The sequence below is a fragment of the Microlunatus endophyticus genome, assembly GCF_014646195.1.
Taxonomy (GTDB): Bacteria; Actinomycetota; Actinomycetes; order Propionibacteriales; family Propionibacteriaceae; genus Microlunatus; species Microlunatus endophyticus.
This window is the reverse complement of the sequence record NZ_BMMZ01000004.1, coordinates 69,131-95,706: the sequence shown is the minus strand read 5'-3', so window position 1 is coordinate 95,706 and position 26,576 is coordinate 69,131. Positions and strand designations below refer to the sequence as shown.

The following is a 26,576-nucleotide window of genomic DNA, read 5'->3' as shown; positions in this document are numbered from 1 at the left end:
GTTTCAGACGGCAGTGAGATTACTGGCGGCCGCGCGGCACGTCAACCTGGGCCCCGCTCGCGAGGTAAGGCAAGATAGGTGGCTGTGGTGAAACGTTCACCTGCGGTGAGCATCAGAGACGTCGCAGAGCGCGCCGGTGTGGCGCTGGGCACGGTGTCGAATGTCTTGAACCGGCCCGACAAGGTCGCCGAAGCGACCCGCAAACGGGTGCAGGATGCGATCGACGAATTGGGCTTCGTCCGCAACGACGCCGCCCGCCAGTTGCGCGCCGGCCTCAGCCGCACCCTCGGTCTGGTCGTGCTGGACGTCGGGAATCCGTTCTTCACCGCCGTGTCCCGCGGGGTCGAGGACCGGGCCGCCCAGGACGGCTTGTCCGTCCTGCTGGGCAATTCGGACGAGACCGAGAGCCGCGAGGCCGCCCACCTCGATCTCTTCGAGCAGCAGCGGGTCCGCGGCCTGCTGATCTCCCCGGTCGGCGACGTCTACGAACGGCTCCGGCGACTGGGACGCCGCGGTACGCCGACGGTGCTGGTCGACCGGCTGGTCGAAGATCATCCGTACTCGTCGGTCTCGGTCGACGATGTCGCCGGCGGACGGCTGGCCGTCGAGCACCTGGTGCAGACCGGTCGGCGGCGGATCGCCTTCGTCGGCGGACCGGCAGGACTGCGACAGGTCGCCGACCGGCGGACCGGCGCCGAGCAGGCAGTGGCCGGCAGCGGCGCGAGCCTGGAGATCATCGAGACCGACGGGCTGGTGGTCGGCGACGGACACGCGGTCGGAGCAGCACTGGCCGCACGCGCCGCCGGCGAGCGACCGGACGCCGTCTTCGCCGCCAACGATCTGGTGGCGATCGGGTTGATGCAGTCGCTGGCGATGCTGGATCATCGCCTGGTGCCGGGTGACATCGCGCTGATCGGCTACGACGACATCGATTTCGCCGCCGCGACAGTGATCCCGCTGTCCTCGATCCGCCAGCCCGCCGAGCTGATCGGCAGGACCGCCGTGGAGCTGCTGCTGCGGGAATTGGAAGCGATCGGGTCCGGCCAGGAGGTCGAACACGAGCAGGTGGTCTTCCAGCCCGAACTGGTGATCCGAGCATCGACGGCAGGGCAGGTATGAGTGACGCGACTGCTTGGTTCGAGGCCCTGTACGCCGAGGCCGCGGCCGGCGACCGCGACGTCCCGTGGGATCGGGACTACCCCAACCCGCTGTTGGTCGAGTGGCTGGCCAACCATCCGCTGGAGGCGGCCGGCAAACGCGCCGTTGTGGTGGGCTGCGGACTCGGCAACGACGCGGAGCTGATCGCGGCGCGGGGATTCGACACGACCGCCTTCGACATCGCGCCGACGGCTCTCGAGCTGGCCAGACACCGCTATCCCGACTCCCCGGTCCACTACCGGCAGGTCGACCTGCTGGACTTGCCGCCGGACTGGCACCAGGCGTACGACCTGGTGATCGAGAGCATCACGGTCCAGGCGCTGCCGCCGGACCTGCACGAGCAGGCGGCCGCCGGAGTCGCCTCGCTGGTCAGTATCGGTGGCCTGCTGGTGGTGATCTCCGGTGCCCGGGTCGGTGACGAGATCCCGGACGGACCGCCGTGGCCGCTCACCGGGGACGAGCTCGGCTATTTCGCCGTCGACGGCGTCGAACGCGCGGTCGTGGAAACGGTGCCGGTCGGCGACGGCCGGATCCGCTGGCGGGCCGAATTCCGCCGCCCCGATCCCGAGCACGACGAGGACAAGACCCAATCACACTGGCTCTGACGGGCCCGCCGGCTGCCGGGCTTGTTCTGGACCTTGTTCTCGGTTGTTCGGAGTTGTTCGGACCTATTCGGTCGGATACATCGAGTCCAGGACGCCGGAATACTGCGATTCCACCGCACCGCGGCGGATCTTCTGGCTGGGAGTGACCAGCCCCTTTTCGACACTCAGCTCGGCGGGCAGGATCTCGAAGCGCTTGATCGTCTCCCAGTGCTCCAGCTGCTCGTTGGCCTGCTGGACGTAGCCGTCGATCAGCTCACGCACCTCCGGCAGTGCCGCCAGCTCCTCCTCGCTGCTCGACGCGTGATCATGGTCGGCCGCCCAGCCCTTCATGGCGTCCGGATCCAGAGTGATCAGTGCGCTGATGTACTTGCGGTGTTCACCGTGCACCAGGACCTGGCTGATGTAGGGACATTCCGCCTTGAGCGCACCCTCCACCTTCTGCGGCGCCACGAACTTGCCGCCCGAGGTCTTGATCAGATCCTTCTTGCGGTCGGTGATCACCAATCGGCCGCTCTCGGTCAGATGACCGATGTCGCCGGTCAGCAGCCAACCGTCGACCAACGTCTCGGCCGTCGCCTCCGGGTTGTCGTGATAGCCGGCCATCACACCAGGCCCCTTGATCAGGATCTCACCGTCGTCGGCGATCTTGACCTCGGTGCCGACTGCCGGCGGCCCGACCGTCCCCAACTCAGGATGACGGGGATCGTCGACGAAGGTGGCTGCGCTGGTCTCGGTCATGCCGTAGCCCTCGACCACCGTGAGGCCCGCGTCGTAGAACCAGGACTGGACCTCGCTGTTGAGGCCGGCCGAGCCCGAGACGAAGAACCGGATCCGGCCGCCCATCCGCTCCTTGATCTTGGAGAAGACCAGCCGCTCGGCGATCGCGGCCTGCAGCTTGAGCAGCCCGGTCGGTTGCTGGCCGGCCAGCCGCAACGGCTTCGTACGCTGCCCGACCCCGAACGCCCAGTTGAAGATCCTGGCCCGGATCCCGGTGCTGGCCTGCAGCATCACGGTGGCCCGGACCTTCTCGAAGATCCGCGGAGCGCCGGCCATGAAGGTCGGCCTGACCTGGCCGAGATTCTCCACGATCTTGTCGATCCGGCCGTCGACCGCGGTCACGAAGCCGATCTGGAACTGGACGACACTGAGCAACTTGCCGAAGGAGTGCGCCAGTGGCAGCCACAGGTACTGCACGTCGTCGGGACCGGCCAGGCCAAGCTCGTCCATCGCGACGGCCTCGTAGGTCCAGCTGTCGTGCACCAGCCGTACGCCCTTGGGCTTGCCGGTGGTGCCCGAGGTATAGATCAACGTCGCCAGGCTGTCCGGGCCGACCTTGCTCATCGCGGTCTCGATCGCATCCGGATGGTCGGCACGATAGGCACGGCCGATCTCCTGCAGCTGCTGCCAGCTGATCACCAGATCGTGCTCGATCCGGGCCCGATCGGCTGGGGCGTCGATCTGGATGATCTTGACCACGTCGGGCAGCTTGTCGAGCTGGTCGATGACTTTGGAGGTCTGGTCGTCGTTCTCGGTGAAGATCATCCGGGAGCCGGAATTGCCGAGGACGAAGGCAACCTCGCCGGAACGGGTGTTGGGGTAGACGGTCGTCGTGGCGCCGGCCGCGCATACCACCCCGAGGTCGGCCAGCACCCATTCGATCCGAGTCGAGCAGGCGATCCCGACCCGGTCCTCGGGTTCCAGGCCGAGGGCGATCAGGCCGGCGGCCAGATCGAAAGCCTTCTCCTTGGTCTGGTCCCAGGTCAGGCTCACCCAGCGGTCGCCGTCGAGATAGCGGTAGGCCTCCCGGCTGCCGGACGCGGCGACCTGGTGCAGGAACATCTCGCCGACGGTTCCCGGTCGCGTGTTCACGCGCTCCATCGCATCGGGTCGGTAGGGACCCTGGGACACATCGGTGGCCGTCATGGCCTCAACTTTAGTGTCCCGATCGGAAAGCCGCCGTAACGCCGTCGACCGCGATTCTTGAGGATTGCGGCGTAAGTTGTCGCAGATCACGCGGCCCAGTGAGATTCCCCCGCAGCTGAGCCAAACGACGGCGATGGCGGGACAGCCCGGACCGAGATAGGTGGCGATGAGCGAGACGCGGTGGCTGGACGACTCCGAACAGCGGATCTGGCGGACCTACCTGCTGGGGGCCGCCGAGCTCCTCGAGCGCCTGGACCAGGCACTGAGGCCGTATCAGCTCTCCCTCAACGAGTACAGCATCCTGGTGTGCCTGTCGGAGGGTCCGGACCAGCGGCTGCGGATGTCCGAGCTCGCCGACGCGGTGCACCAGTCACGGTCCCGGCTGACCCACACCATCGCCCGGATGGAGACCGCCAGACTCGTCCAGCGGACCGCATCGCGGTCAGACCGTCGCGGCGTCTGGGCGGAGCTGACACCAACCGGCATGGCATTGCTGGAGAAGTCGGCGCCCGCCCACGTCGAATCGGTCCGCCGGCATTTCATCGACCCGGCGGGTGCAAAGGACTGGGAGGCACTCGGCCGGGTCTTCGAGTCGCTGCTGGACACACCTCGCGAAGACGGCACGATGGCTCCGCGCCGATTCACCCTGGTCGCCCCGACGCCGACCGCCGAACCGGACGACGACTGCGACGACTGTCCCCAGCCCGACCCCCAGCCCGCGCCCGAGACCGGCAGATTGTCCGTAGGCGGGGATTGAGAAGTCTCCGGCGGCGCGGAGCCTTAGGCTGGTCGCCGCTATGACTGACGTCTCGACGGCCGCCCCGGTCGATCCGCCCCGGTCCGCGGACCAGGCTCTTGACCCCGCGGCACAGGCCCTGCTCGCCGACCTGCGCGCCAGAGGCCTTGGCTCTGCCGTCGACGCCGGCACCCTGACCAGGGCGCTGTACTCGACCGACGCATCGATCTACCGGGTGGTGCCGCAGTTGGTCGCCTGGCCGCGGAGCGCCGACGAACTGATCGAGATCGGCCGGCTCGCGACCGACCACGGGGTCCCGGTCACCAGCCGCGGCGCCGGTACCTCGATCGCCGGCAACGCGATCGGCACCGGCCTGGTGCTCAACACCTCCAAATACCTGAACAAGATCATCTCGATCGATCCGCAGGCTCGTACGGCGACCGTTGAGCCGGGCGTCGTGCATGCGTCGCTGCAACGCGAGGCGACCCGTCAGGGCCTGCGCTTCGGCCCGGATCCGAGCTCCCACACCCGGTGCACGATCGGCGGGATGATCGGCAACAACGCCTGCGGATCCCGAGCACTGGCCTACGGCCGGACCGCCGACAACCTGGTCGAGCTGGAGATCGCCACCGCCGACGGGACCAGGATGACGATCGATGCCCACACCTCGCCGACCGATTCGCCGCTGCTGGGCCGGCTGGACGGCCTGGTCCGCGACCATCTCGGCGTGATCAGGACCGAGTTCGGCCGCTTCGGCCGCCAGGTCTCCGGCTACTCGATGGAGCATCTGCTGCCCGAGCGCGGCTTCGACGTTCTGAAGTTCGTGGCCGGCACCGAGGGCACCCTAGCCATGATCACCCGCGCCACGGTCCGGCTGGTCGCCGACGATCCGTACAAGATCATGATCGCGCTCGGCTACCCCGACATGGCCGAGGCGGCCGACGCCGTGCCCGCGATCCTGCCCTACCGGCCGACTGCGGCCGAGGGCCTTGATGCCCGGATGGTCGACGTCGTACGACGCCGGCAGGGCGCCGACGCGGTGCCGGCGCTGCCCCGCGGGTCCGGCTGGATGCTGGTCGAGTTGTCCGGCGATGATGATCATGACGTACGCGACCGGGCCGAGCGGCTGCTGGCCGACTCCGGCTGCCTGGACGGTTTCGTCGTCCAGGATCCGGCACAGGCCGCCCGGCTGTGGAAGATCCGCGAGGACGGTGCCGGTCTGGCGGCGATCAGCCTGAGCCGGCCCGCGCACGGCGGCTGGGAGGACACCGCGGTGCCTCCGGAGCACCTGGGCGCGTACCTGCGGGATTTCGAGAAGCTGATGCACAGTTACGGCGTCGACGGTGTGCCCTATGGGCACTTCGGCGACGGCTGTGTGCACGTCCGGATCGACTTTCCGCTGTGGGAGGAGGGCGGCGGCACCCAGTACCGCCGCTTCGTCGAGGACGCCGCCGACCTGGTCGCCGGTTACGGCGGGTCGATGTCCGGTGAGCACGGTGACGGCCGAGCCCGCTCGGCACTGCTGGGCCGGATGTACTCGCCCGAGGCGATCAAGCTCTTCGGTGCGGTCAAGGAGATCTTCGACCCGGGGAATCTGCTCAACCCCGGTGTGCTCGTCGACCCCCGCCCGGTGGATGGCGATCTGCGGATCCCGCAAGTACGCCTCCGACCGCTGGCACTGGCCCAGCCGGACTTCACCCGCGAGGTGCATCGCTGCACCGGTGTCGGCAAGTGCGTGGCGGACAACACCGGTGGCGGTGGGGTGATGTGCCCGTCCTTCCAAGCCACCGGCAACGAGAAGGACTCGACCCGGGGCCGGTCCCGGGTGCTGGAGGAGATGCTCAACGGCCGGCTGGTCACCGGCGGCTGGTCCTCCCCCGAGGTGCACGACGCGCTCGATCTTTGCCTGTCCTGTAAGGGATGTCGGCGTGATTGCCCGACTGGGATCGACATGGCGGCCTACAAGGCGGAGGTGCTGGACCGGACCTACAAGGGCCGGCTGCGGCCGCGCGCGCACTATGCGCTCGGTCAACTGCCCCGCTGGGGACGGATGATCACCAGGATCCCCGTCCTGGCCCGGCTGGCCAACCTCGGCACCCGGCTGCCGCTGCTGTCATCGATGATCAAATCCATCGCCGGAATCGACCGGCGACGCCAACTTCCTGCCTTCGAATCGCGGGCGATCACCGACGGGCTGCCGATCGCCGACGATCCGCGGTCACTGCCCGCGAACTCCGTGATCATCTGGACCGACTCGCTGTCCAGCCAGTTCGCCGGCGGTCCGATCCCGGCGGCGATCACCGTGCTGCGTCGGGCCGGGTACGAGCCGTACCTGCTGTCCCGCAACGCCTGCTGCGGGCTGACCTGGATCAGCACCGGCCAGCTGGACGGCGCCCGTCGGCAGCTGCGGGCCGCGGTGGCGGTACTGGAGCCGTACGCCGAGGCCGGCATTCCGATCGTCGGGCTGGAGCCGTCGTGCCTGGCGGTCTGGCGCAGCGACGCGCCCGAGTTGCTGGACGATCCGCGGGTGGCGACGGTCGCGGCCGGGATCAGCAGTCTGGCCGAGCTGCTGACCCGGACCGAGGGCTGGCAGCCGCCCGATCTGCGCGGCACGGAGCTGGTGGTCCAGCCGCATTGTCACCATGCCTCGGTGACCGGCTGGCAGAGCGATGCCGCGCTGTTGGAGCGGACCGGCGCCACGATCACCTCGGTCGGCGGCTGTTGCGGGCTGGCCGGCAACTTCGGCATGGAACGGGGGCACTACGAGGTGAGTGTCGCCGTTGCCGAGCACGACCTGCTCCCGGCCGTCCGGGCAGCCGGGCCGGAGGCGATCGTGTTGGCGGACGGCTTCTCCTGCCGTACGCAGCTGGCCGAGCTGGCCGGCCGGACAGCGATCAGCCTGGCCGACCTTTTGGCGACTGCCCGACACTGAACAATTCTCCGAGCCCGGCTGATGCGGCCGGGCTCGGAGAATGTTCTTTGGAAGTGGATTCAGTGGACACCGGCGCCGGCATAACCGACCGTGACGGTGCTGCCCGCCTTGAGCCCCGAGCTGGCCTTCAGCAGATCGAGCTGCAGCCCATACACCTGGATCTGCCTACTGGTGGTGACGGTCTTGTGCACCCACAGTGTGCCGATCCCGGCGATGTTGATCTTCTGGTTCGCACGTCCGCTGACCTTGACCGACTTGCCGTTGATCGTCAGGCCGGCGATCTTGGTCCCAGAGGACGATGTGCTCACCTTGGCGCCCGGTTTCTGCGATGACGTCGCCTTGACGGTGATCGCGTCCACCTTGATGAGCCCGTTGAGCAGGCTGGCGGCGCCGAGCTTGGCGCTGGTGGTGGCCGACGTCAGCGCTGCGGTATCGGTCGAAGTGCCCGTTGTGGCGACCGCGCCAACTGATGCAGCCTTCCCCGCCTTGACGGCAGCGGTGCTGTTCTTGACGGTCCGCCCGTCACTGCCGGCGCAGGGCAAGGTCATGCTGGCTGTTCCCGACGACGTCACCGTACCGTCAGCGGCCGAAATCCGAGTCGCATAGGCCGACCCGTACGGCCTGGCGTGGACCGGCTCGTGGAGCGCGGCGGCGGCATACCCGACCGCGACGTCGGCCGAGGGCAGCGAGAGTGCCTTGGACTTGTTGAGCGCGATCTTGATCGCCTTCACGACAATCTTGTGGTAGCCGTACGTGGAGCTGGTGGCCTGGGCGTTCAGCGTCAATGTGCCGAGTCCGCTGGGCAGGCTCACGGTGGTGTCCTTGCCCGGATTGGCCGACACCGGCGCTCCGGCGACCTCGAGATTCACAACCTTCGTCGAGCCGGACTCGCTGTACCCGGCAGACGTGTGTCGGGACACCGCGGTGCTGACGACACCGTCGGCTGTAACGAGCCCGCCGAGCAGCTTGATGGCGCCGGTCGTACTGGTGGTGGTGGTCGAGACGGAGGAGCCGGAACCGGCGCTCTTCACTGTTGTCCGCACCGCACCAATGGTGCCCAGTGCGCCGAGATTGGTCGCCGCCACATGCATGGTCTTCGACGTCGGCGTGGTGGTGCACATCGTCAGCTTCGAGGTCGGTCCCGAGTTGACGAGGCTGCCGGCCGAGACGCTCGAGCCGTAGGCGTAAGCGCCGTAGCCGTAATGCGTTGTCGCCGCATTCGCCGCGGGAATAGCGAAGGCCGAACCGGCCAACCCGAGGATTGCGGCTGCCAGAACGGGAGATACACGAGTTTTACGCACAAGAACCCCCAGGGAGAGTAGTGATGGGAATGTGCCGTTCCCCTTTGCGTAATAACGATAAAACTCCACCAACGCCCACGGCGCAATTTAGAAAACGGCCATTTATATCTCGTTTTGAGCACGGATATAACGAAATGGCCTTTTCAAAACCGGGCTGGTAATCGCCGGCGACAAAAGGGCACAATCAGTACCCGGCAGCGTGTAAATGAAACGCCTGGCTTCTCTCGCGCGAATGCGTGACGCGAATTCGTGGCGTAGCGCCCGCCCGTGCCGGGTGTCGTCGGGCGGTCCCGGTCTGCCGATCGGGAACGGCAGTCCGGGCTTCAGCCCAGCCCGCAGTCAGTCCCTGGTCAGCCGGCGGTGGGTGGTGCGGTGCGGGCGGGCCGCCTCGGCACCCAGCCGGTCGATCTTGTTGGCCTCGTAGTCCTCGAAGTTGCCCTCGAACCAATACCACTGCGCCGGATCCTCGTCGGTTCCCTCCCAGGCGAGGATGTGGGTGGCGACCCGGTCCAGGAACCACCGGTCGTGGGAGACGACCACAGCACAGCCGGGGAATTCCAGCAGCGCGTCCTCCAAGGACTGCAGGGTCTCCACGTCCAGGTCGTTGGTCGGCTCGTCGAGCAACAGCAGGTTGCCGCCCATCTTCAGGGTCAGCGCCAGGTTGAGACGGTTGCGCTCACCGCCGGACAGCACGCCGGCCGGTTTCTGCTGGTCCGGGCCCTTGAAACCGAAGCTGGCGACGTAGGCGCGGGACGGCATCTCGAAATTGGCGACCTTGATGTAGTCCAGGCCGTCCGAGACGACCTCCCAGACGTTCTTCTTCGGGTCAAGGCCGGAACGACTCTGGTCGACATAGGAGATCGACACGGTCGAGCCGAGCTTCAGCGAGCCGCTGTCCGGTGTCTCCTCGCCGACAATCATCCGGAACAGGGTCGACTTGCCGACGCCGTTCGGGCCGATCACGCCGACGATGCCGGCGCGCGGCAAGGAGAATGACAGGCCGTTGAAGAGCGTACGGTCCTCGAAACTCTTGACCAGGTTGTCCGCATCCAGCACCTGGTTGCCCAACCGCGGGCCCGGCGGGATGTTGATCTCTTCGAAGTCCAGCTTGCGGGCCCGCTCCGCCTCGGCCGCGAGCTCCTCGTAACGGGCCAGCCGGGCCCGGTTCTTGGCCTGCCGCGCCCGCGGGTTGGAGCGCACCCATTCCAGTTCCTGCTCCAGGATCTTGGCGCGCTTGGCATCCTTGCGGCCCTCCAACTGCAACCGGGACCGCTTCGTCTCCAGGTAGGTGGAGTAATTGCCCTGGTAGGGGTACGTGCGCCCGCGGTCCAGCTCGAGGATCCACTCGGCGACGTCATCGAGGAAGTACCGGTCGTGGGTGACGGCCAGGACAGCGCCCGGGTAGCTCTTCAGGTGTCCCTGCAGCCAGAAGACCGACTCGGCGTCCAGGTGGTTGGTGGGCTCGTCGAGCAGCAGCAGGTCCGGCTGCTGCAGCAGCAGCTTGCAGAGCGCGACCCGGCGGCGCTCACCACCCGACAGCACGTTGACGATCGCATCGCCCGGCGGGCAGCGCAGCGCGTCCATCGCCTGCTCGAGCTGGGAGTCGACCTCCCAGGCCTGACGGCGGTCGAGCTCGGTCTGCAGATCCCCCATCTCGGCCAGCAGAGAGTCGTAGTCGGCGTCGGGGTTGGCGAGCTCCTCGGAGATCTCGTTGAAGCGCGCGAGCATCTGCTTGGTCTCGCCGACGGCTTCCTCGACGTTCTCCAGGACGGTCTTGCCCTCGGTCAACGGCGGTTCCTGCAGGAGGATGCCGACAGTGGCGTCCTTGGCCAGCCGGGCCTCGCCGTTGTTGGGCTGCTCGATACCGGCCATCAGCTTCAGCAGGGTCGACTTGCCCATGCCGTTGGGGCCGACGACGCCGATCTTGGCGCCAGGCAGGAAGTCCAGCGTGACGTTGTCCAGGATGACCTTGTCGCCGAGCGCCTTGCGGACGCTCTGGAGCTGGAAGATGAACTCAGCCATGCTGGTGCTGTCCCCTTCAAACGTTGGACTGGAAGTGATCGATCTGGCCGACCACCCAACCTAGTGCTACCTACCGCCCAGACAAATACCGACGCCGGTCAGGTATCTTGACGTCAAGGAACATTGCGACCCCGAACATCTCTGGAGCAGGAGTCAGGCGAAGCCCATGTCAGGTACTGCCAAGATCATCTACACCCATACCGACGAGGCGCCGCTGCTGGCGACGTACTCCTTCCTGCCGATCATCCAGGCCTACGCGGCCAAGGCCGGCGTCGAGGTCGAGACCCGCGACATCTCGCTGTCGGGCCGGATCATCTCCCAGTTCCCGGAGCGGCTGACCGACGAGCAGAAGCTGCCGGATGCGCTGACCGAGCTCGGTGAGCTGACCGCCGACCCGTCTGCCAACATCATCAAACTGCCCAACATCTCCGCGTCGGTGCCGCAGCTGAAGGCAGCCATCAAGGAGCTCCAGGACGCCGGCTACGATCTGCCGGACTATCCCGAGAGCCCATCGAGCGACGAAGCACGGGACGTCCGGGAGCGCTACGACCGGGTCAAGGGCTCGGCCGTCAATCCGGTGCTGCGGCAGGGCAACTCCGACCGCCGCGCTCCCGCGTCGGTGAAGGCGTACGCGAAGGCGCACCCGCACCGGATGGGCAAGTGGAGCCCCGATTCGAAGACCAACGTCGCGACCATGGGCCATGACGACTTCTACTCCAACGAGAAGTCGGTGATCATCCCGACCGACGACATCCTGCGGATCGAGCATGTCGCCGCCGACGGCACCGTGACCGTGCTCAAGGACGGGCTGACCGTGCTGGCCGGCGAGGTCATCGACGGCACTTTCCTCAGTGTCGCCGCGCTGCGCCGGTTCCTGACCGAGCAGATCGCGCAGGCGAAGACCGACGGCGTGCTCTTCTCGTTGCACCTGAAGGCCACCATGATGAAGGTCTCCGACCCGATCATCTTCGGCCACGCCGTGCAGGCCTTCTTCCCGACGCTGTTCGAGCAGTACGGCGACCAGCTCGCCGCTGCCGGCATCTCCCCCAACGACGGTCTCGGTGCGCTGCTGAGCTCGGCCGCCAAGCTGCCGGACGGCGACGCGATCGCCAAGGCCGTGCAGGCCAGGCTGGCGGAGGGACCGAAGATGGCGATGGTCGACTCCGACCGCGGCATCACCAACCTGCACGTGCCCTCCGACGTGATCGTCGACGCCTCGATGCCGGCCATGATCAGGATCGGCGGTCACATGTGGGGACCGAACGGCGAAGAGGCCGACACCCTGGCGGTGATCCCGGACTCCAGCTATGCCCGGATCTACCAGGCCGTGATCGACGACTGCAGGGCCAACGGCGCCTACGATCCCGCCACCATCGGATCGGTGCCCAATGTCGGGCTGATGGCCCAGGCGGCCGAGGAGTACGGCTCCCACGACAAGACCTTCGAGGCTCCGTCCGCCGGCACCATCCGGGTGGTCAACGCCTCCGGTGAGGAGCTGCTCAGCCACGAGGTGGAGCCCGGTGACATCTGGCGGGCCTGCCAGACCAAGGACGCCCCGATCCGCGACTGGATCAAGCTCGCGGTCACCCGCGCCCGGGCGACCGGTGCCCCGGCGGTCTTCTGGCTGGACGAGAAGCGCCCGCACGATGCGAACCTGATCGCCAAGATCAACAGTTACCTGCCGGACCACGACACCGCCGGGCTGACGATCGAGATCCTGGCCCCCTACGAGGCCACGCAGTATTCGCTGGAGCGGCTGCGCAAGGGTGAGGACACCATCTCGGTGACCGGCAACGTGTTGCGTGACTACAACACCGATCTGTTCCCGATCATCGAGCTGGGCACGTCGGCCAAGATGCTCTCGATCGTGCCGCTGATGGCCGGCGGCGGGCTGTTCGAGACCGGTGCCGGCGGCTCGGCGCCCAAGCACGTGCAGCAGTTGATCAAGGAGAACTACCTCCGTTGGGACAGCCTGGGCGAATTCTTCGCTCTGGCGGCGAGTTTCGAGCATCTGGCCGGCTACGCCGACAATGCGGGTGCGAAGGTGCTGGCCGACACCCTGGACCGGGCCACCGGCACCTTCCTCAACAAGGACAAGTCGCCGACCCGCCGGGTGGGCGGCATCGACAACCGCGGCTCACACTTCTACCTGGCGCTCTACTGGGCGCAGGAGCTGGCGAACCAGACCGACAATCCCGAGTTGGCCAAGACGTTTGCGCCATTGGCGGAGACGCTGGCGAGCCAGGAGGAGACCATCGTCGGCGAGCTGAACGGTGTCCAGGGCTCCCCCGCCGACATCGGTGGCTACTACCGGCCCGACGAGGCGAAGGCGTCCTCGGTGATGCGTCCGTCCGCGACACTGAACGAGGCGCTCGCCTCGCTCTGAGCCACACTCCCGAGGCGGGATCCCGGCCGGACGAGCCGGCCGGGATCGTCAGTAGGGCCCGAAGCTGACGGCGGTCAGCGGTTGCAGTGTCACCGGGTCGCGGCCAGCGACCGATCGCCCGTCGCTTCGGCCAGTTCGCCGAGATCCTCTTCCTCGACCTTCATGATCATCTCGCCGGCCTCCCGCTCGATGTCGTCGTTCTGCTCGATCCGCTGCACCCGCTGGAAGGTCGATGTGCCCCGGAACAGGTCGTGTCCGACCGAGGTGGCCTCGACCACCAGGCGTTCCTGGATCTCCCCGTTCTTGTCCGGAAAGGTCCAGTTGCGCAGCTTGCCTTGCACCAGCACGGCCTCGCCCTTCTTGATGCTGGCCGCGACATTCTCGGCCAGACCCCACTTGCAGCTCACCGTGATCCAGATCGTCTTGCCGTCCGCCCAGCCGCCGGGACGGTTGACCCGCGGCGTGCACGCGAGCCGGAAGGTCGCCTGTGTCGTGTTGAATTGACTGGGGCGGAACTCGACAGTGCTTCCGACAAGTCCGCTGATGGTCACCTGGGCATCCATTGCCATGGTCCTGCTCCTCGCGATGTCCGGCCGCGGTGTGCGGCCCCTCACTGGAACATTGGGTCTGGCTGGCCCCGGTGTTTCAGTTCGGTCGAAATCTGTGGACAGCGCTTCGAGGTCCTTGACGGCTGTGGACAACTTGTGACAGCCGGCGTCCGGGGCTATTCGCCCGGCGGCTTCCAATTCGGGTTGACCTCGGACAGCTGGGTCGAGGCCGGCCCGATCGGCGCCAGACCCGGAGCAGGCAGGCTGCCGCCCAGACCGGCGGGACCGGGATACTGCGGCGGCGCGTACGCCGGAGCCGTCCGGCGGCGCTTGAAGGCGTCGGTCACGTTGGAGTACGCCGCCCGCCGGGCCGGCTGGATCACGGCCGCGCCGCGTACGGAGCGGATGGTCGCCAGCAGCGCCTTCTCCCGCAACTGGCCGGCGTCGTCGACCACACCGCGGGCCATGGCGTCGCGCAGATAGGCCAACTCAGTCTCGGCCCGCTGGAAGCGGAAGGTCGCCACGATCGCGTCCGGACCGAGGAAGATCGACTGCCAGATCGCCCGCAGCCGGGTGCGCAGCCGAGACACCGGCCGGGCGTCACCTTCGGGCAGCCAGCCGACCCGCTCGTAGTCGGTGATCCGTTCGCGGATCAACCGGCCCTCACGGAACAACTGCCGGATGATGAAGGTGATCATCGCCACCACAGCGGGGATCGCCAGGAAGACGTACATCATCAGCAGCTGACTGCCGGTGACGAAGCTGGAGACCGTGTTGAAGGTCATGTGCAGGAAGGCCGCACAGCAGTAACCGGCCAACGGTGCGACGACCCGGACCACCTTGCTCTTGGAGCGCAATGCGATCGCCAGCCCGATGCCGGTCATCGAGGTGAAGAGCGGGTGGCCGAAGAAGGTCAGCACCCCGCGCAGGAAGAACAACTGGTGCAGCGCATCGACCGGGTTGCCGGCGCCGAAGGTGTTGGCGGCGTACCGGTAGGCGCGGCCGTAGTAGAGGATGTTCTCCACGAAGGCGAAGCCGGCGGCGGAGAGGCCGGCCAGCGCGATACCGGTCAGTCGGCTGACCCAGCGGTAGCGCATCAGGATCGCCATCCAGAACAGCACCGTCGCCTTGCAGGCCTCCTCGACGAAGGGAGCGACGTAGATCGCGGCCCGAGTACCGGTCGCGGGATCGCCGTCGCCGACGATCGACAGATGGCTGGCAGCCCAGGTGTTGACCTGGGCTGCGACGAAGGTGGCGATACAGGCGCCCCAGCCGAATGCCATGAACCAGATCGGCAGCCGCTGCGGCCGGAACCGGTCGACCCAAAGGAAGACCAGCGCCAGCGGAACGGCGGTGAAGGCGGCGAATTTGGCGGAGATCGGAACCGCCTCGTGGCCCAGGCCGATCAACTCCCCGCCCGGCACCTTCTTGTCGGGCACGACCTGGTTGTAGAGCATCGTCAGGAAGACGGCGTACGCGATCAGCATCACGATGCCGAGCCAGAACATCCGATTCGTCAGGATCCGCCGCGGCAACGGCACCGACTGGTCGGCCGCGGCCGGGATGCCGGTACGGGCCAGCCGGCGCCGATCGCGGGCCTGCGGGCTGTCATCCTTACCGCGCCCGAGCAGGGTGCCGAAGGTCCGCAGCCGGTCCGACGGCTTCTTCGGACCGTCGGGCGTTGGAGCTCCGGTGGGCTGTCCGCTGTTCTGGGCTACCGACACGGCGCCCAGCGTACCGAGTCATCGGTCCGGTCAACCTGTGAACTCCTCGGCCGGTGAGCTACTACAGTGTTGCCTTGCGCGGGGAGACGTACGCATCCCCTTGCCCCGGTGGCCAAACGGATAAGGCAGCGAGCTTCTACCTCGCCGATTGGGGGTTCGACTCCCTCCCGGGGCGCACCTGTGTAGCTGCGGAAGGTCGAATACGACGGGCGGCCGGGAGTCGCGGTCCGGCAGGTTCGGGCTCGGTCAACTGGTCGACGCCTCGCCTGGTAGACGACGGCCTACGCCGACCTTCGCGTCGATGGCCCCTCATTTCAATACCGAGCTGGTGAGTTTCGATGAGGACCGAAACCTCCACGTGTAGCGGAGCACCGACGTTACCGTCAGAGCTCTGCCAAGCGGTGCTGGCCTGCAGACACTTCCCAGACCACAGCCGAGAACGCGCGAGACAGACCGAACCTGACTCGGGCGTGTTGGGCCCGCAAGCCGATCGCGTCCCGGAAAGGACAAGCCATGTCAGCAACGCAGGAAGTGCCGCTGTATCTGCGACGGGACGGAATCGGTCCTGCCCCCGAACTCGCAACGGCCCGCGACGAACAGGGCGTGGTCCGGATCGGACTTCCCGGCATCGAGCACGGCTTCCTGGTGTGCCGGTACGAAGACGTCCGGCAGATCTTCGGCGACCCGGCCGGATTCAGCAGCGGCGGGATCGGCCCAGCAGGACCACCCGGACCGGGCCAGTTCATCGGCTTCGATCCGCCCGACCACACCCGGATCCGTCGGATACTCACCCCAGAATTCACGATGCGCCGGATGCGCGCCCCTCCAACCACGCATCACAGAGATCGTCGACGCTGCTCTGGACGATCTCGAGAACGCCGGCAGCCCGGCCGACCTGGTGGCGCTGTTCGCGCTGCCGGTCCCATCCCTGGCGATCTGCGAACTGCTCGGCGTCCCCTACGCCGATCGCACCGGCTTCCACCACCGATCCGTCCGACTCCTGGACGCCTCCGCGCCACCCGAGGATCGAGTGGCGGCACAGGCCGAGGGCCAGCAGTACATGGCCGGACTGGTATCCCGCGCCCGCTCGGCCCCCGGCGAGGACCTGATCGGAATGCTGGTCCGTGACCACGGCGACGACCTCGCCGACGACGAACTGATCGGCATCGCCGAACTGCTCCTGCTGGCCGGCCACGAGACCACCTCCAACATGCTCGGACTCGGCACGTACGCCCTGCTCGAGCACCCGGACCAGCTCGCCCTGCTCACCGACGACGCGGGGACGATCAAACAGGAGATGATCGAGCCGGCCATCGAGGAACTGCTGCGCTGGTTGTCAATCGTCCCATCGGTACAACCGCGGATCGCCACCGTTGACACGCAGATCGCCGACGTCACGATTCCGGCGGGCTCGACCGTGCTGCTGTCGCTGCCCGCAGCCGACCACGACCCCGCCCTGATCGACCACCCGGGAACTCTCGACATCACCCGGACCGCGAGCCCGCACATCGCCTTCGGCCACGGGATCCACCACTGCATCGGCGCCCCGCTGGCCCGGATGGAGATGCGCATCGCTTTCCCCGCCCTCCTCGAACGCTTCCCCGGCCTGGCACTGGCCGACCCGACCAGTGAGCCGGACTTCAATGTCTTCAACGCCGTCTACGGGCTACGATCCCTGCTGGTCAGCTGGTGACATGCGGGCCAGCCGAGCAGATCACGTCATGAAGAGCGGCTGGCCGTCTTGACGCAGAGTGCGCCTGACGTTCGCTTGACGTGCACGTGATGCGGCGTGCAGTCGACTCCAACCGCCTAGATGCGGGGTGTTCTCCAGCCATCGGCCAATCGACGGCCGGTCTCGGTGATGGAGTGGGTGACGTGTTGGCCGTGACGACGCGTGACCAGCAGACCTGCCGCCCGGAGCACAGCTGCGTGCTCACTTGCTGACGGGATCGAGCAATGCGCGGCCGCCGCCAACTGGGTGGTCGAGAGCCCACATCCACGGCTGAGGCTCAAGAACACGTGCGCCCGTGTCACCCCGAGCAGTTTCTCCAGCGCCCGCTGATTGTCGGTCGGGTCCCCGGGTGGGCCGGCCATCGTCCTGACCGCCTGCCCGATGGGATAGACGATGACCAGTGGATCAATGCCGTTGAACTTGGAACTGAAGGTGTTCGTCCACACCGGGGATGGGACCAGAACGATTCCGCGGCCTGGGAGTTCCAGGTCGACCGACTCGAGAAATCTCGGGCTGAACAGTGTCAGAGTCCGCCCGTCGAACCTGATTCGCGGGTGGAGGGTCTGCAGGACTCGTCGGACACCCTGATCAGCGAGTTGTTGTCCGCGGCGGGCGACCTCGGCAGCCATCCCGTTGCGGCTGGCACTCCAGGTGTCAGCGAATGTGTCCCTGTGAGCGCGCCACAAGCCGTCCACTATCTGGGTCCGAAGCGAGCCGGCGGACGCCGCTGGATGGGGTGCCCGCTTGAGTCGGTCAAAGCTTGCCTCGAGCGACTCGCTCCTGGTTGCGGCGACTCGTTCGAGCTCATCGCCGAAGTCGGCATCAGAGGTTGCCGGCGTAGGGGTCACCCAATCAGGAAGCACGCCCGGCACGGACTGCACCGCGATCAGCGCGGAGTGGTCGGCGCGGAACCGCCGTACCCGGGCACGATGCTCCATGATCAGGAATCGAGGCTCAGCCCGGCTCGGTGCCAGAGTCACCAAGGGAACCGTTTGCTGGATCGGCGACACCGCGAACATCACAGACGCGAGGTCCTCGTCCTTAAGACGTAGGCGTAGCGGCATTGTTCTTCAACCACCAAGGCGAGTAAGCGGCAGCAGCCAGTCATCGATCGCCACCGCAGTGCCGATCATCAGCGGAACGCCCGTGATCGCGACGGCTTCTTGACCGGCTTGGGGAACGCAGCACGCACCTGCGGTTGGCTCATCAAGATCGCGATGGTGAGTACGAGCGCGCCGCAGACTACCTGCTCGATCTTCATCCAGGTCGGATATTCCCCGGGTGCGATGATGATGATCAACACTCCGCACGGGATGATGAAGGACAGCAGCCGAAGCCGCCGATACGCGGTGGTCCGGCCCTTCTCGGCGAACCTGCACAAGACGTAGAGCAGGATCGATGAGGCCAGGACGGCTCCGCCGCGAATCCAGACGACCCCGTTGACCAGCCCGCTGTTGTGACGCTCGACGACCGCGAAGACCAGTGCTGCGGCGCTGATGGCGATGTAGCCGACCAGTAGGCCGGCAGCGACCCGGAAGACACCGCGCAGCTCCGAGCGCTGCCCACTGGTGTTGGTCATGGTGTTGATGGCGGTGTTGCTCATGGTGGGGTTCTCCCTTGGTTCTGTTCGTTGCTCCGGGCCACGAGGGCCGTGGTGAAGAGTTGTGCAAGCTGGTCGGCGAGTGCGGTCAGGTCGAGTTGCGGATCGAGGCTGTAGCGGATGGCCGCCCCGTCGATGGCACTGCGGATCGCCATCGCCGCCACGGCCTCGTCGACGGCGCGGAGCTCTCCGCTGTCGCGTCCGGCGCGCAGCAGGGCACGGACGGGGGCCTCTGCCTGTTCGTGAGTGACCCGGCTGTCCTCCGGCGTCGCCACCGACAACACTTTGACGGCCGCGATCAGGTAGGTCGGCCGGCTGGCCAGGAAGCCGAGGTTCGAGCGGATGTAGGCGTCCAGCTGGGCGAGCGCCCCGCTGGCCGCAGCGATCCGGGGCTGCATGAAACCGACGGCCTGGCTGACGATCTGTTCGACGACCGCGTACAGCAGTTCGTCCTTGGAATCGAAGTGGTACGAGATCAACCGGGTACTCGAGATGCCGGCGTGCTGCCGGATCTTCTCGAACGACGCCCCTGCCACGCCTTCGCGCGCCACCACCTCGATCGCCGCATCAATGATCTGCTGGCGACGACTTGCCCGGCTCGGCGTCTGCCTGTTCTGCTTGGTTACCTGCACAGGTAAATTGTTACTTCGTCCGGTAACGACGGCAAGGGGCCGGCGCGCTGCCTCAGGGGCACTTCAGGGCGATCCCCAGACGGCCAGGCGCCCGGTGATCAAACGCAAAGGTCCGCTGGGTGGACGCATCGGGTCGGTCACTCACCGCTGTTCCAAAGATTGCTAGACGGTCCGGCGACCCCGGCGAGCGCCCCGACCAGTGCCGCAACGACGCACGCGATCAGAGCGGCGCGGAACCCTTGTGCTGCGGCCGTCGACGTTGTGAAGTCGCCCGTCGCGGAGAAGATCGCTGTCATGATCGCGATGCCGAGGACGCCGCCGGTCTGGCGCACGGTGTTGTTGGCGCCGGAGGCGGGGCCGATCTTTTCCAGATCGACACCTGCGACCACAGCCGCTGACACTGCGGGGAAGACTGCCGAGTTTCCGATGCCCATGATCACCAACGCGGGAACAAGATCACGGTAGGAGGTTCCCGGATGAGATGCCCAGGCCAACCAGCCCGCTCCGGCTCCCGCGAGGACCAACCCGCCGATGATCACGGTACGCGTCCCGATGTGGTCAGCCAGTCGCCCGGCCAGCGGAGCGATGAACATCATCGATCCGGTCCACGGCAGCAGTTCCAGACCTGCAATGAAGCTGTCGATGCGTAACGTCGCTTGCAAGTACTGGGCCATCAGCGCGACCGCGCCGAGCACCAGCACCGAGTGACAGAGGGTGACCAGGTTGGTGCTGGCGAATCGGATGGATCCGAACAGTCCGATCTCGATCATCGGATGCGTGGTCGACGCTTCCCAGACCACGAAGGAGATCATCAGCACCAGACCGATACTGATACCGATCAGGACGTCGGGACTGGACAGGCCGCGGTCCGGTATGCGGCTCAATCCCCAGGCCAAACAGATCAGGCCGGCCGTGACCAGAGCCATGCCGGCGCCGTCGATCTTGCTGGTCGGTCCACGACTCTCCGGGACCGCGCGGCGGATCAAGATCATGAGCACGATCCCGACCGGGACGTTGACCCAGAAGATCCAGCGCCAGCCCAACTCGGCGGCAAGTCCGCCGCCGATCAGTGGCCCGGCGAAGGTCGCCAACCCGCTGATCCCGGCAACGATGCCCAACGCCCGTCCCTGCCGCTCCGGTGGGAAGGCGACGCTGATCAACGGCAGCGACAACGGCAGCACCAGCGCCGCCCCGACCCCCTGGAGCGCACGCGAGCTGATCAGCAGACCGAGTCCGGGCGACAAACCGCAGCCTGCTGATCCGATCGTGAACAACGCGATGCCGATGATCAACATCCGTCGACGCCCGAACCGGTCCCCGAGCGACGCTCCGGCCATCAGGCAACCGGCCAAGCAGACGGTATAGACGGTCAGCGTCCATTGCAGGTCGACCGGACGGGCCGCGAGATCATGCCGGATGGCACCGAATGCGGTCGTCACCACCAACACATCGAGGGAGACCATGAATTCGGCCACGGCGACCAGGGCGAGAGTGCTGACACGCTGACGGTTCGCGTCGGCCGTGTCCGGGTGAGTGACGGACATAGTATGATATTAAGACTTTTTAGTATGAATTAGCAATCATGAGGAGGGCAATGCCGGTCAAACGTGCCTATCGGCAGATCTGCGGCGTCGCCCGCGCTCTCGATCTCGTCGGCGAACGGTGGTCGCTGCTTGTGGTCAGGGAGCTTCTGCTCGGGCCCAAGCGATTCACCGATCTGCGCGACGGCCTCCCCGGTGCCAGCCCCAACGCCCTCACCGAGCGGTTGACCGAACTGACGGCGGCCGGCATCCTGCGTCGCCGCCGGCTGCCACCGCCGTCGGCCTCCTGGGTCTATGAACTGACCGATTGGGGCCGCGAACTCGAGCCCATCGTCCTGGCGCTCGGCACGTGGGCCCTCTACACGCCTCCCACCGCGGAGCAGACATTCGTCAGCCTTGACTCATTGATGTTGACCATCCGGACCTACTACCGGCCATCGACGAACATCTCGGTCGAGCCGCTGACCATCGGCGTCCGGATCGAGGATCGGAACCAGGAATTCGGCATCTGGCTCGACGCCGACGGGACGGTCCGGGTCGAGCACGCCCCGCCCGAACGCCCCGACACGGTCATCACCGCGACCGCCGACGATCTGCTGCATGCTCTGGGCAAACCCAGGGAGCAATTGTCCCAAGGCGCCGCCAAGATCACCATCATCGGCAACGAGGCCGGTACTTGTGACCTGCTCAGCAGGGTCGTTGCCCCGCGGCCCGACGAGATTCAGGAGGAGTGACGCGCTCCGGGGAGAGGTGTCTGCGGACCGGTCGGCAGTGGCCGGAGTTTGAAGATCAAGATGCCGAGATACTTGTCCATCCACGCCTGCTTGTGCGGGTAACGGCGGCGGTCATCCTCCGACAGTTGCGGCTCCGCTGCGGTCTCGATCCACAGCCCAGCTGCGCTGAAGACGTTGAGCAGATCGGAGATCGTGTACGGGCGCTTCGTCAATGCCACCTCGTCATTCCAGCCGCTGCGGTAGGTGTATCCGGCAGTGGAGAAGTATTCCTCCCCCAGCATGGTGCCGTTCTGCTCGGTGCGCTCGAGGGCGTACCGGATCGGCTGGGTCCTGGTGAGCAGGATGAAGCCGTCGTCAGTCAGCAGCTCCCGCGCGGCCTTCAGAGTGCGGACCGGCTCGCGGGCGTATCCGAAAGACTGCAGAAACAGGATCCGATCGAATTGTCGTCCCGCAAGTCCGGGCACGGAATCGAGGTCGGAGAGGTCAGCCTGGATGAGTTCCAGGCCGGGCGGCCGATCGGCGAGGAAGTTGCCGCTGATGTCGATGCCGACGGCTCCGGTCGCACCTTCGCGAACCAGTTCGGCGAGCTTGCCACCATTGCCGCACCCGACATCGAGCACCGAACGGCCCGCGACATCGCCAAAGAGCTCCCGCTGCGCAGGCCACTCGACCAGACGGTCGAGTGAGTCCTCTCTGGCGCGGGACTGCTCATAGCCTGGAGCGAGTTCTGCCCAGCCCTGGCTGGAATCTCCGCCACCGGAGCCGTGAGAACCGACCGTCTGCCGGGAGTTGTCTGGCATCACCACGGTCCGAACATAGCGGCGTACTTGATGATCTCGTCCACGACCTGCTCCACCGGTCGGCCCGTGTTGATCATGATGCCGGCCGAGGGGATGCTGTCCGACGTCCCGTACAGCTGGGTGACGAAGTCCCGCTCGGACTGCTTCCCGCCGAATTCGTCCTCAGGTCTCCTTTCCAGACGATGGAGCAACGTTTCAAGATCAACCTCGAGAATGAACACGCCGTCGAAGAGATCGATGATCTTCGAGACGTTTCTCGAACCGCCACAGAAGAAGGTCATCGGCTGATCGTGATCGGCGATCAAGGATCTCACCTGATCGAGGTTCCAGATCCACCGCTTGTCCAGCCATGCAAGGCATTCTGTGCAGTCGCAGTTGCGTGGGTGCCTGCTACCGTTCGGAATCTCGCTCGTCACCGGGTCGGGTTCACCGGTCTCCGGATCACCCTGATAGGCCAACACCCGATCACCGTGAATGGCCTGGTAACCGCGCCGAAGCAGCTCGTCGCACACCGTGGTCTTGCCACTCCCTGAGCGGCCTTCGACCAGAAAGTTCCTGACACCCATCGCCGGAGCGTATCGAGCAAGATCGCCTCACTGCGAGCGACTTTCACCCGCGAGAACCACGATGCACCGACAACAGTCCGGGACACGCTTTACACGAACACTGTGGCCTGTCTGGCATCGGCGTGCCCGGTGCGCTCGACGTGTTTCGCAAGCGCCGGCTTCATCGCAACCTGGACGGTCGGGGCCTTGCCGGATCTGAGCCCTGGGACCCGTACGTCCCATGCCACTCCGTCCGGCGCGACGCTCACTCTGATCACGTAGCTGCGAACGGGCGGCATCGTCTCACCTGCTCCTCGGATACTGCGGAACAAGACCTCCTTTCCCTTGGCGCTCGCGGATTTCGTGCTGCCCGTGGGTCTCGTGCTCTGGTCGGGTTACCAGTCCAGGGCGCTCGGTCGGGCGTCCGGTTCGTCGGCAGCCTGCGCGAATGCCTGAAGTGCTGCGATCAACGCGCTGCGATGCCGCGCGGGCATCGCGGTGACGATCCGGTTGATCTCATCCCGCCGCCGGCGGGTCACGGTGTCGACGATCTCCCGGCCGGCCGCGGTGAGTGCCGGCACGATCTCCCGCCGATCATCGGGATTGTCGTGACGGGTGACCAACTCGGCCTTCAACAGCCGGTTGATCATGCGCATCGCCGTGGAGGCGTTGACACCGAGCTGGTCGGCAAGCTGGTTCAAGCTCAGATTGGGCTGGTTGCCGAGCACCACCAGCGTGCGGAACTGGGTGATGGTCACTGATTCGTTGTGCTCCGCCAAGGACCGGGCCGCGACCGCGACGAGCACCCGCGAAGCAGTCAGCAGTGCCGTCACGAATTCGTCGGTGTCCTCGGCAGCGGCCGGGCCGCCGTCGTTGCTTGCTTCCACGAGCCCCCATTGTGCCCGCGACCTCGTCGCTGGCCACTACGGCGACATCGCCGTCGTCACCACGGGCGTCATCACGGGCGTCATCACGGGCGTCACCACTGTCGCCAGGCAGCCGCTCGCCCCGGGCCCAATTTCGTGGCACAGTGCAATCATTGCATAATACAATAGTGTCACGACCTGAGATCGGCAATCCGCAGGTTCCGGAGCTGAGCACCGGATCGGCCACCGACGTGCCGATTCCACACGGCCGGGCCGGAGCGCTGAACTGGGTCCGCTCATCCAATCCGGGCCTGCTCCTGATGGCCCTGGTTGTCGGAGCCGGTGCGGGATGCGGCGCGATAGGTTTCCGCTGGTTGATCAAGACGTTCACGTTGATCTTCTCCGGACATGCCGACTACTCGGCCACACCGGGCGCGCCGCACCCGCTGCTCCCCCACCTCGGCCGCTGGTTTCTGCTGGTAGCACCGATCGCCGCCGGCCTGATCTACGGCCCGCTGGTGCAGCGCTTCGCCCGGGAGGCCCGCGGTCACGGCGTACCGGAGGTGATGTTCGCAGTCGCCCGGCGGGGCGGCCGGATCGCGCCCCAGGTCGCCCTGGTCAAGGCGTTGGCCTCGGCGCTGTGTATCGGCGGCGGAGGTTCGGTTGGACGGGAAGGGCCGATCGTCCAGATCGGCTCTGCGCTCGGCTCGACCCTCGGCCGTACGCTCCGGGTCACGGAGACGCGGATGCGCGTCTTGGTCGCCTGCGGTGCGGCCGGCGGCATCGCCGCGACATTCAACGCACCGTTGGCCGGCGTCTTCTTCGCGATGGAACTGATCCTGCGCGACTTCACCGCGGCCGCCTTCGGCATGGTGGTCGCATCCTCGGTCACCGCCAGCGTGATCGGCAGGGCGGCTCTCGGCAACACCCCGTTCCTGACCTTGCCGGCCTTCAGCGTCGGACATCTGGTCCAATATCCGCTCTTCGCCGGGCTCGGCCTGCTCGTCGGCGCCGCCGGTGTCGGCTTCAGCCGGGTTCTGTACGCGATCGAGGACGGCTGCGACCTGGTCTGGCGCAAACTGCGCGGTCCCGAGTGGGCCCGGCCGGCTGTCGGTGGCCTCGCCCTCGGCGGTCTGCTGCTCATCCTGCCGCAGATGTACGGCGTCGGCTACCCCGTGCTCGGCGCCGGGATCGCCGGTGAGTACGGGATCATCATGTTGTTGATCTTGATGATCGGGAAGATGGTCGCCACCAGTCTGACCATCGGTATCGGCGGCTCGGGCGGCGTCTTCGCGCCAAGCCTATTCGTCGGCGCGATGCTCGGCTCGGCATACGGCGAGGTCGCCCACCATCTGCTGCCCGGACTGGCCGGCCCGGCCGGAGCGTACGGGCTGATCGGCATGGGCGCTGTCTTCGCCGGCGCCGCCCGGGCACCGATCACCGCCGTGGTGATCATGTTCGAGCTGACCGGGGAGTATTCGATCATCCTGCCGCTGATGGCGGCGATCATCCTGGGCACCGGGCTGAGCCATCTGCTGTCCCACGACACGATCTACACCCGCAAGCTGCTGCGCCGCGGGGTCGACATCGACGAACCCGCGATCTCTGCGATGGCGAGGATCGAGGTCGGTCAGGTGATGGAACCCGTCGGGGCGTTGCTGGACAACCGGACACTGTTGATCAAGGCCATCGCCCCGGTGACGGCATCGCCGCACGGGCAGCTCGGGGTGATCGACGAGAACGGTTATCTGGGAGTCGTCACGGCCCGAGCCCTGGCCGACGCACTCGCCGACGGCCGGCACGATGATCACCGGATCGAGTCGATCATCGAGTCCCCCGACACGATCAAGATCACCGATCCGCTGCAGGCCGCCCTGGCCGCCTTGGAGACTGCGTACGCCTCGGTCCCAGTGCTGGACGAGGACGGGTCACACCTGGTCGGCTGGCTGACCCACCAGCGCGTGCTGGCAGCCGAACGCGAGACCGGGGCCATGCCGGAACCGCTGGTCCGAGGACGTCGAGCAGCCCGCGCGACGCCCTCGATTACCGCAGCGACCCGACCCCGGCGAGGATGATGTCGATGCCCGCGAGGAACTCCTTGCGGTCGTCATGCGCCCGCAGCTGCCCGGCCACGCGGCCGACGAACGGGTGCTCGACCGCGTCGAGACTCTCCCAGGTGGTGGCGACGGCGTCCAGGAACGATGCGCGATCCGTGCCCGCTGCCAGGGAGTGGGTGTTCAGGGCGTTCTGGCTGCCCACGCCGACGACGTAGCTGACCAGCGTCGACACGGCGGTGAACAGCCGATCTTCGCGGACACCGAGCTCGGCGACCGGCCGGCCGATCTGCTCCCACAGTTCTGCCATCGCCGGCTGCCACGGCACCGCGAACAGTTGCGAGCTCAACCAGGGATGGGCGTCGATGGCATCGAAGACGGCCAACGCGACGGCATGGATGGCCGGACGCGGCGGCAGCCCACGCCCGGGCGCCTCGAGCACCGGCGTGAGCGCGGTCGTGGTGGCTGTGACCAGGAGTTTGTCCTTGTTGATGATGTGCCGCTGGATCGCGCCGTGCCCGGTCTTCAACTTGACCGCGAGCGTCCGAAACGTGAGCCCGTTCAGGCCTTCGGCATCGAGTACGTCGATCGCCGCCCGGACGATGCGTTCGCTGGTGAGTCCGGCTGATCGGATGTCGGCGGCACGGCTCGTTGTGACCATGCCCCCATCTTGACAGGTGGGTACGCCGTACCACAGTTGCGGGTACACCGTACCCAACCTTCGATCTGGGAGCAGC

Annotated in this window: 23 protein-coding genes and 1 tRNA gene; 9 read left to right on the top strand and 15 right to left on the bottom strand. The window is 66.8% G+C overall.

Annotated features, from left to right (window positions below; translation table 11 throughout):
* Nucleotides 1-105 precede the first annotated feature (105 nt).
* A complete protein-coding gene (locus IEY07_RS09445) occupies nt 106-1,119 on the top strand; it encodes a LacI family DNA-binding transcriptional regulator (protein ID WP_188894960.1) in 1,014 nt (337 codons plus the stop codon).
* On the top strand, nt 1,116-1,763 hold the full coding sequence (locus IEY07_RS09440) for a class I SAM-dependent methyltransferase (RefSeq protein WP_188894959.1): 648 nt from the start codon (nt 1,116-1,118) through the stop codon (nt 1,761-1,763). Before IEY07_RS09445 ends, IEY07_RS09440 begins: the two co-directional genes overlap by 4 nt.
* Before the next feature lie 63 nt (nt 1,764-1,826).
* Here IEY07_RS09440 and IEY07_RS09435 read toward each other — a convergent pair whose 3' ends face one another.
* Nucleotides 1,827-3,686: an AMP-dependent synthetase/ligase gene (locus IEY07_RS09435; protein WP_229669895.1), complete on the bottom strand. Its 1,860-nt coding sequence runs from the start codon at nt 3,684-3,686 to the stop codon at nt 1,827-1,829.
* Between the two features lie 166 nt (nt 3,687-3,852).
* On the opposite strand from IEY07_RS09435, the gene IEY07_RS09430 reads away from it, so the two are divergent.
* Both IEY07_RS09430 and IEY07_RS09425 read left to right on the top strand, forming a co-directional pair.
* Nucleotides 3,853-4,443, top strand: a complete 591-nt coding sequence (locus IEY07_RS09430) for a MarR family winged helix-turn-helix transcriptional regulator (RefSeq protein ID WP_188894958.1) — start codon at nt 3,853-3,855, stop codon at nt 4,441-4,443.
* Between the two features lie 40 nt (nt 4,444-4,483).
* Nucleotides 4,484-7,354 carry an FAD-binding and (Fe-S)-binding domain-containing protein gene (locus tag IEY07_RS09425; RefSeq protein ID WP_188894957.1) on the top strand — a complete coding sequence of 957 codons (2,871 nt, stop codon included), beginning with the start codon at nt 4,484-4,486 and terminating at the stop codon, nt 7,352-7,354.
* 59 nt (nt 7,355-7,413) lie between these two features.
* Here the strand turns inward: IEY07_RS09425 and IEY07_RS09420 are convergent, their stop codons facing one another.
* Nucleotides 7,414-8,607, bottom strand: a complete 1,194-nt coding sequence (locus IEY07_RS09420; protein WP_188894956.1) for a choice-of-anchor P family protein — start codon at nt 8,605-8,607, stop codon at nt 7,414-7,416.
* A 387-nt stretch (nt 8,608-8,994) separates the two neighbouring features.
* Nucleotides 8,995-10,677, bottom strand: coding sequence for an energy-dependent translational throttle protein EttA (gene ettA, locus IEY07_RS09415; RefSeq protein ID WP_188894955.1), 1,683 nt, complete (start codon nt 10,675-10,677; stop codon nt 8,995-8,997).
* 166 nt (nt 10,678-10,843) lie between these two features.
* Here ettA and IEY07_RS09410 point away from each other — a divergent pair, with 166 nt between their 5' ends.
* Nucleotides 10,844-13,063 carry an NADP-dependent isocitrate dehydrogenase gene (locus tag IEY07_RS09410; protein WP_188894954.1) on the top strand — a complete coding sequence of 740 codons (2,220 nt, stop codon included), beginning with the start codon at nt 10,844-10,846 and terminating at the stop codon, nt 13,061-13,063.
* Nucleotides 13,064-13,152: 89 nt separating this feature from the next.
* Here the strand turns inward: IEY07_RS09410 and IEY07_RS09405 are convergent, their stop codons facing one another.
* On the bottom strand, nt 13,153-13,632 hold the full coding sequence (locus IEY07_RS09405; RefSeq protein ID WP_188894953.1) for a single-stranded DNA-binding protein: 480 nt from the start codon (nt 13,630-13,632) through the stop codon (nt 13,153-13,155).
* 155 nt (nt 13,633-13,787) lie between these two features.
* Nucleotides 13,788-15,335, bottom strand: coding sequence for a PrsW family intramembrane metalloprotease (locus IEY07_RS09400; protein WP_188894952.1), 1,548 nt, complete (start codon nt 15,333-15,335; stop codon nt 13,788-13,790).
* Nucleotides 15,336-15,437: 102 nt separating this feature from the next.
* Between IEY07_RS09400 and IEY07_RS09395 the strand changes: the two genes are divergently transcribed.
* Nucleotides 15,438-15,510: transfer RNA gene (locus IEY07_RS09395), tRNA-Arg, on the top strand.
* Nucleotides 15,511-15,851: 341 nt separating this feature from the next.
* Here the strand turns inward: IEY07_RS09395 and IEY07_RS24080 are convergent.
* Nucleotides 15,852-16,172, bottom strand: coding sequence for a hypothetical protein (locus IEY07_RS24080; protein ID WP_229669894.1), 321 nt, complete (start codon nt 16,170-16,172; stop codon nt 15,852-15,854).
* A gap of 61 nt (nt 16,173-16,233) precedes the next feature.
* Here IEY07_RS24080 and IEY07_RS09390 point away from each other — a divergent pair, with 61 nt between their 5' ends.
* Complete coding sequence (locus tag IEY07_RS09390; protein ID WP_229669893.1) at nt 16,234-17,028, top strand: cytochrome P450; 795 nt, start codon at nt 16,234-16,236, stop codon at nt 17,026-17,028.
* 116 nt (nt 17,029-17,144) lie between these two features.
* On the opposite strand, the gene IEY07_RS09385 is transcribed toward IEY07_RS09390, so the two are convergent.
* The 4 genes from IEY07_RS09385 to IEY07_RS09370 all read right to left on the bottom strand — a co-directional run bounded on the left by IEY07_RS09385 (nt 17,145) and on the right by IEY07_RS09370 (nt 20,843).
* Complete coding sequence (locus IEY07_RS09385; protein ID WP_188894951.1) at nt 17,145-18,047, bottom strand: ArsR/SmtB family transcription factor; 903 nt, start codon at nt 18,045-18,047, stop codon at nt 17,145-17,147.
* Nucleotides 18,048-18,199: 152 nt separating this feature from the next.
* Nucleotides 18,200-18,670 (bottom strand): hypothetical protein, encoded by a 471-nt coding sequence (locus IEY07_RS09380; RefSeq protein ID WP_188894950.1) that lies wholly within the window; start codon nt 18,668-18,670, stop codon nt 18,200-18,202.
* Complete coding sequence (locus IEY07_RS09375) at nt 18,667-19,299, bottom strand: TetR/AcrR family transcriptional regulator (protein WP_188894949.1); 633 nt, start codon at nt 19,297-19,299, stop codon at nt 18,667-18,669. Before IEY07_RS09375 ends, IEY07_RS09380 begins: the two co-directional genes overlap by 4 nt.
* Before the next feature lie 137 nt (nt 19,300-19,436).
* The gene (locus tag IEY07_RS09370; protein WP_188894948.1) at nt 19,437-20,843 is read right to left on the bottom strand and encodes an MFS transporter; all 1,407 of its coding nucleotides are present in this window, start codon (nt 20,841-20,843) and stop codon (nt 19,437-19,439) included.
* A 50-nt stretch (nt 20,844-20,893) separates the two neighbouring features.
* Between IEY07_RS09370 and IEY07_RS24075 the strand changes: the two genes are divergently transcribed.
* Nucleotides 20,894-21,574: a winged helix-turn-helix transcriptional regulator gene (locus IEY07_RS24075; protein ID WP_229669892.1), complete on the top strand. Its 681-nt coding sequence runs from the start codon at nt 20,894-20,896 to the stop codon at nt 21,572-21,574.
* Here the strand turns inward: IEY07_RS24075 and IEY07_RS09360 are convergent.
* The 4 genes from IEY07_RS09360 to IEY07_RS09345 form a co-directional block, all read right to left on the bottom strand.
* On the bottom strand, nt 21,562-22,374 hold the full coding sequence (locus IEY07_RS09360; RefSeq protein ID WP_188895402.1) for a class I SAM-dependent methyltransferase: 813 nt from the start codon (nt 22,372-22,374) through the stop codon (nt 21,562-21,564). The two genes, IEY07_RS24075 and IEY07_RS09360, sit on opposite strands and share 13 nt — an antisense overlap.
* Complete coding sequence (locus IEY07_RS24675) at nt 22,374-22,940, bottom strand: AAA family ATPase (RefSeq protein WP_188894947.1); 567 nt, start codon at nt 22,938-22,940, stop codon at nt 22,374-22,376. The genes IEY07_RS09360 and IEY07_RS24675 overlap by 1 nt, the downstream gene beginning before the upstream one ends.
* Before the next feature lie 89 nt (nt 22,941-23,029).
* A complete protein-coding gene (locus IEY07_RS09350) occupies nt 23,030-23,218 on the bottom strand; it encodes a hypothetical protein (RefSeq protein WP_188894946.1) in 189 nt (62 codons plus the stop codon).
* 96 nt (nt 23,219-23,314) lie between these two features.
* The gene (locus tag IEY07_RS09345; RefSeq protein WP_188894945.1) at nt 23,315-23,806 is read right to left on the bottom strand and encodes a MarR family winged helix-turn-helix transcriptional regulator; all 492 of its coding nucleotides are present in this window, start codon (nt 23,804-23,806) and stop codon (nt 23,315-23,317) included.
* A gap of 167 nt (nt 23,807-23,973) precedes the next feature.
* Here IEY07_RS09345 and IEY07_RS09340 point away from each other — a divergent pair, with 167 nt between their 5' ends.
* The gene (locus IEY07_RS09340) at nt 23,974-25,860 is read left to right on the top strand and encodes a chloride channel protein (protein WP_229669890.1); all 1,887 of its coding nucleotides are present in this window, start codon (nt 23,974-23,976) and stop codon (nt 25,858-25,860) included.
* Here IEY07_RS09340 and IEY07_RS09335 read toward each other — a convergent pair.
* The gene (locus IEY07_RS09335; RefSeq protein ID WP_188894944.1) at nt 25,829-26,500 is read right to left on the bottom strand and encodes a TetR/AcrR family transcriptional regulator; all 672 of its coding nucleotides are present in this window, start codon (nt 26,498-26,500) and stop codon (nt 25,829-25,831) included. The two genes, IEY07_RS09340 and IEY07_RS09335, sit on opposite strands and share 32 nt — an antisense overlap.
* Nucleotides 26,501-26,576 lie beyond the last annotated feature (76 nt).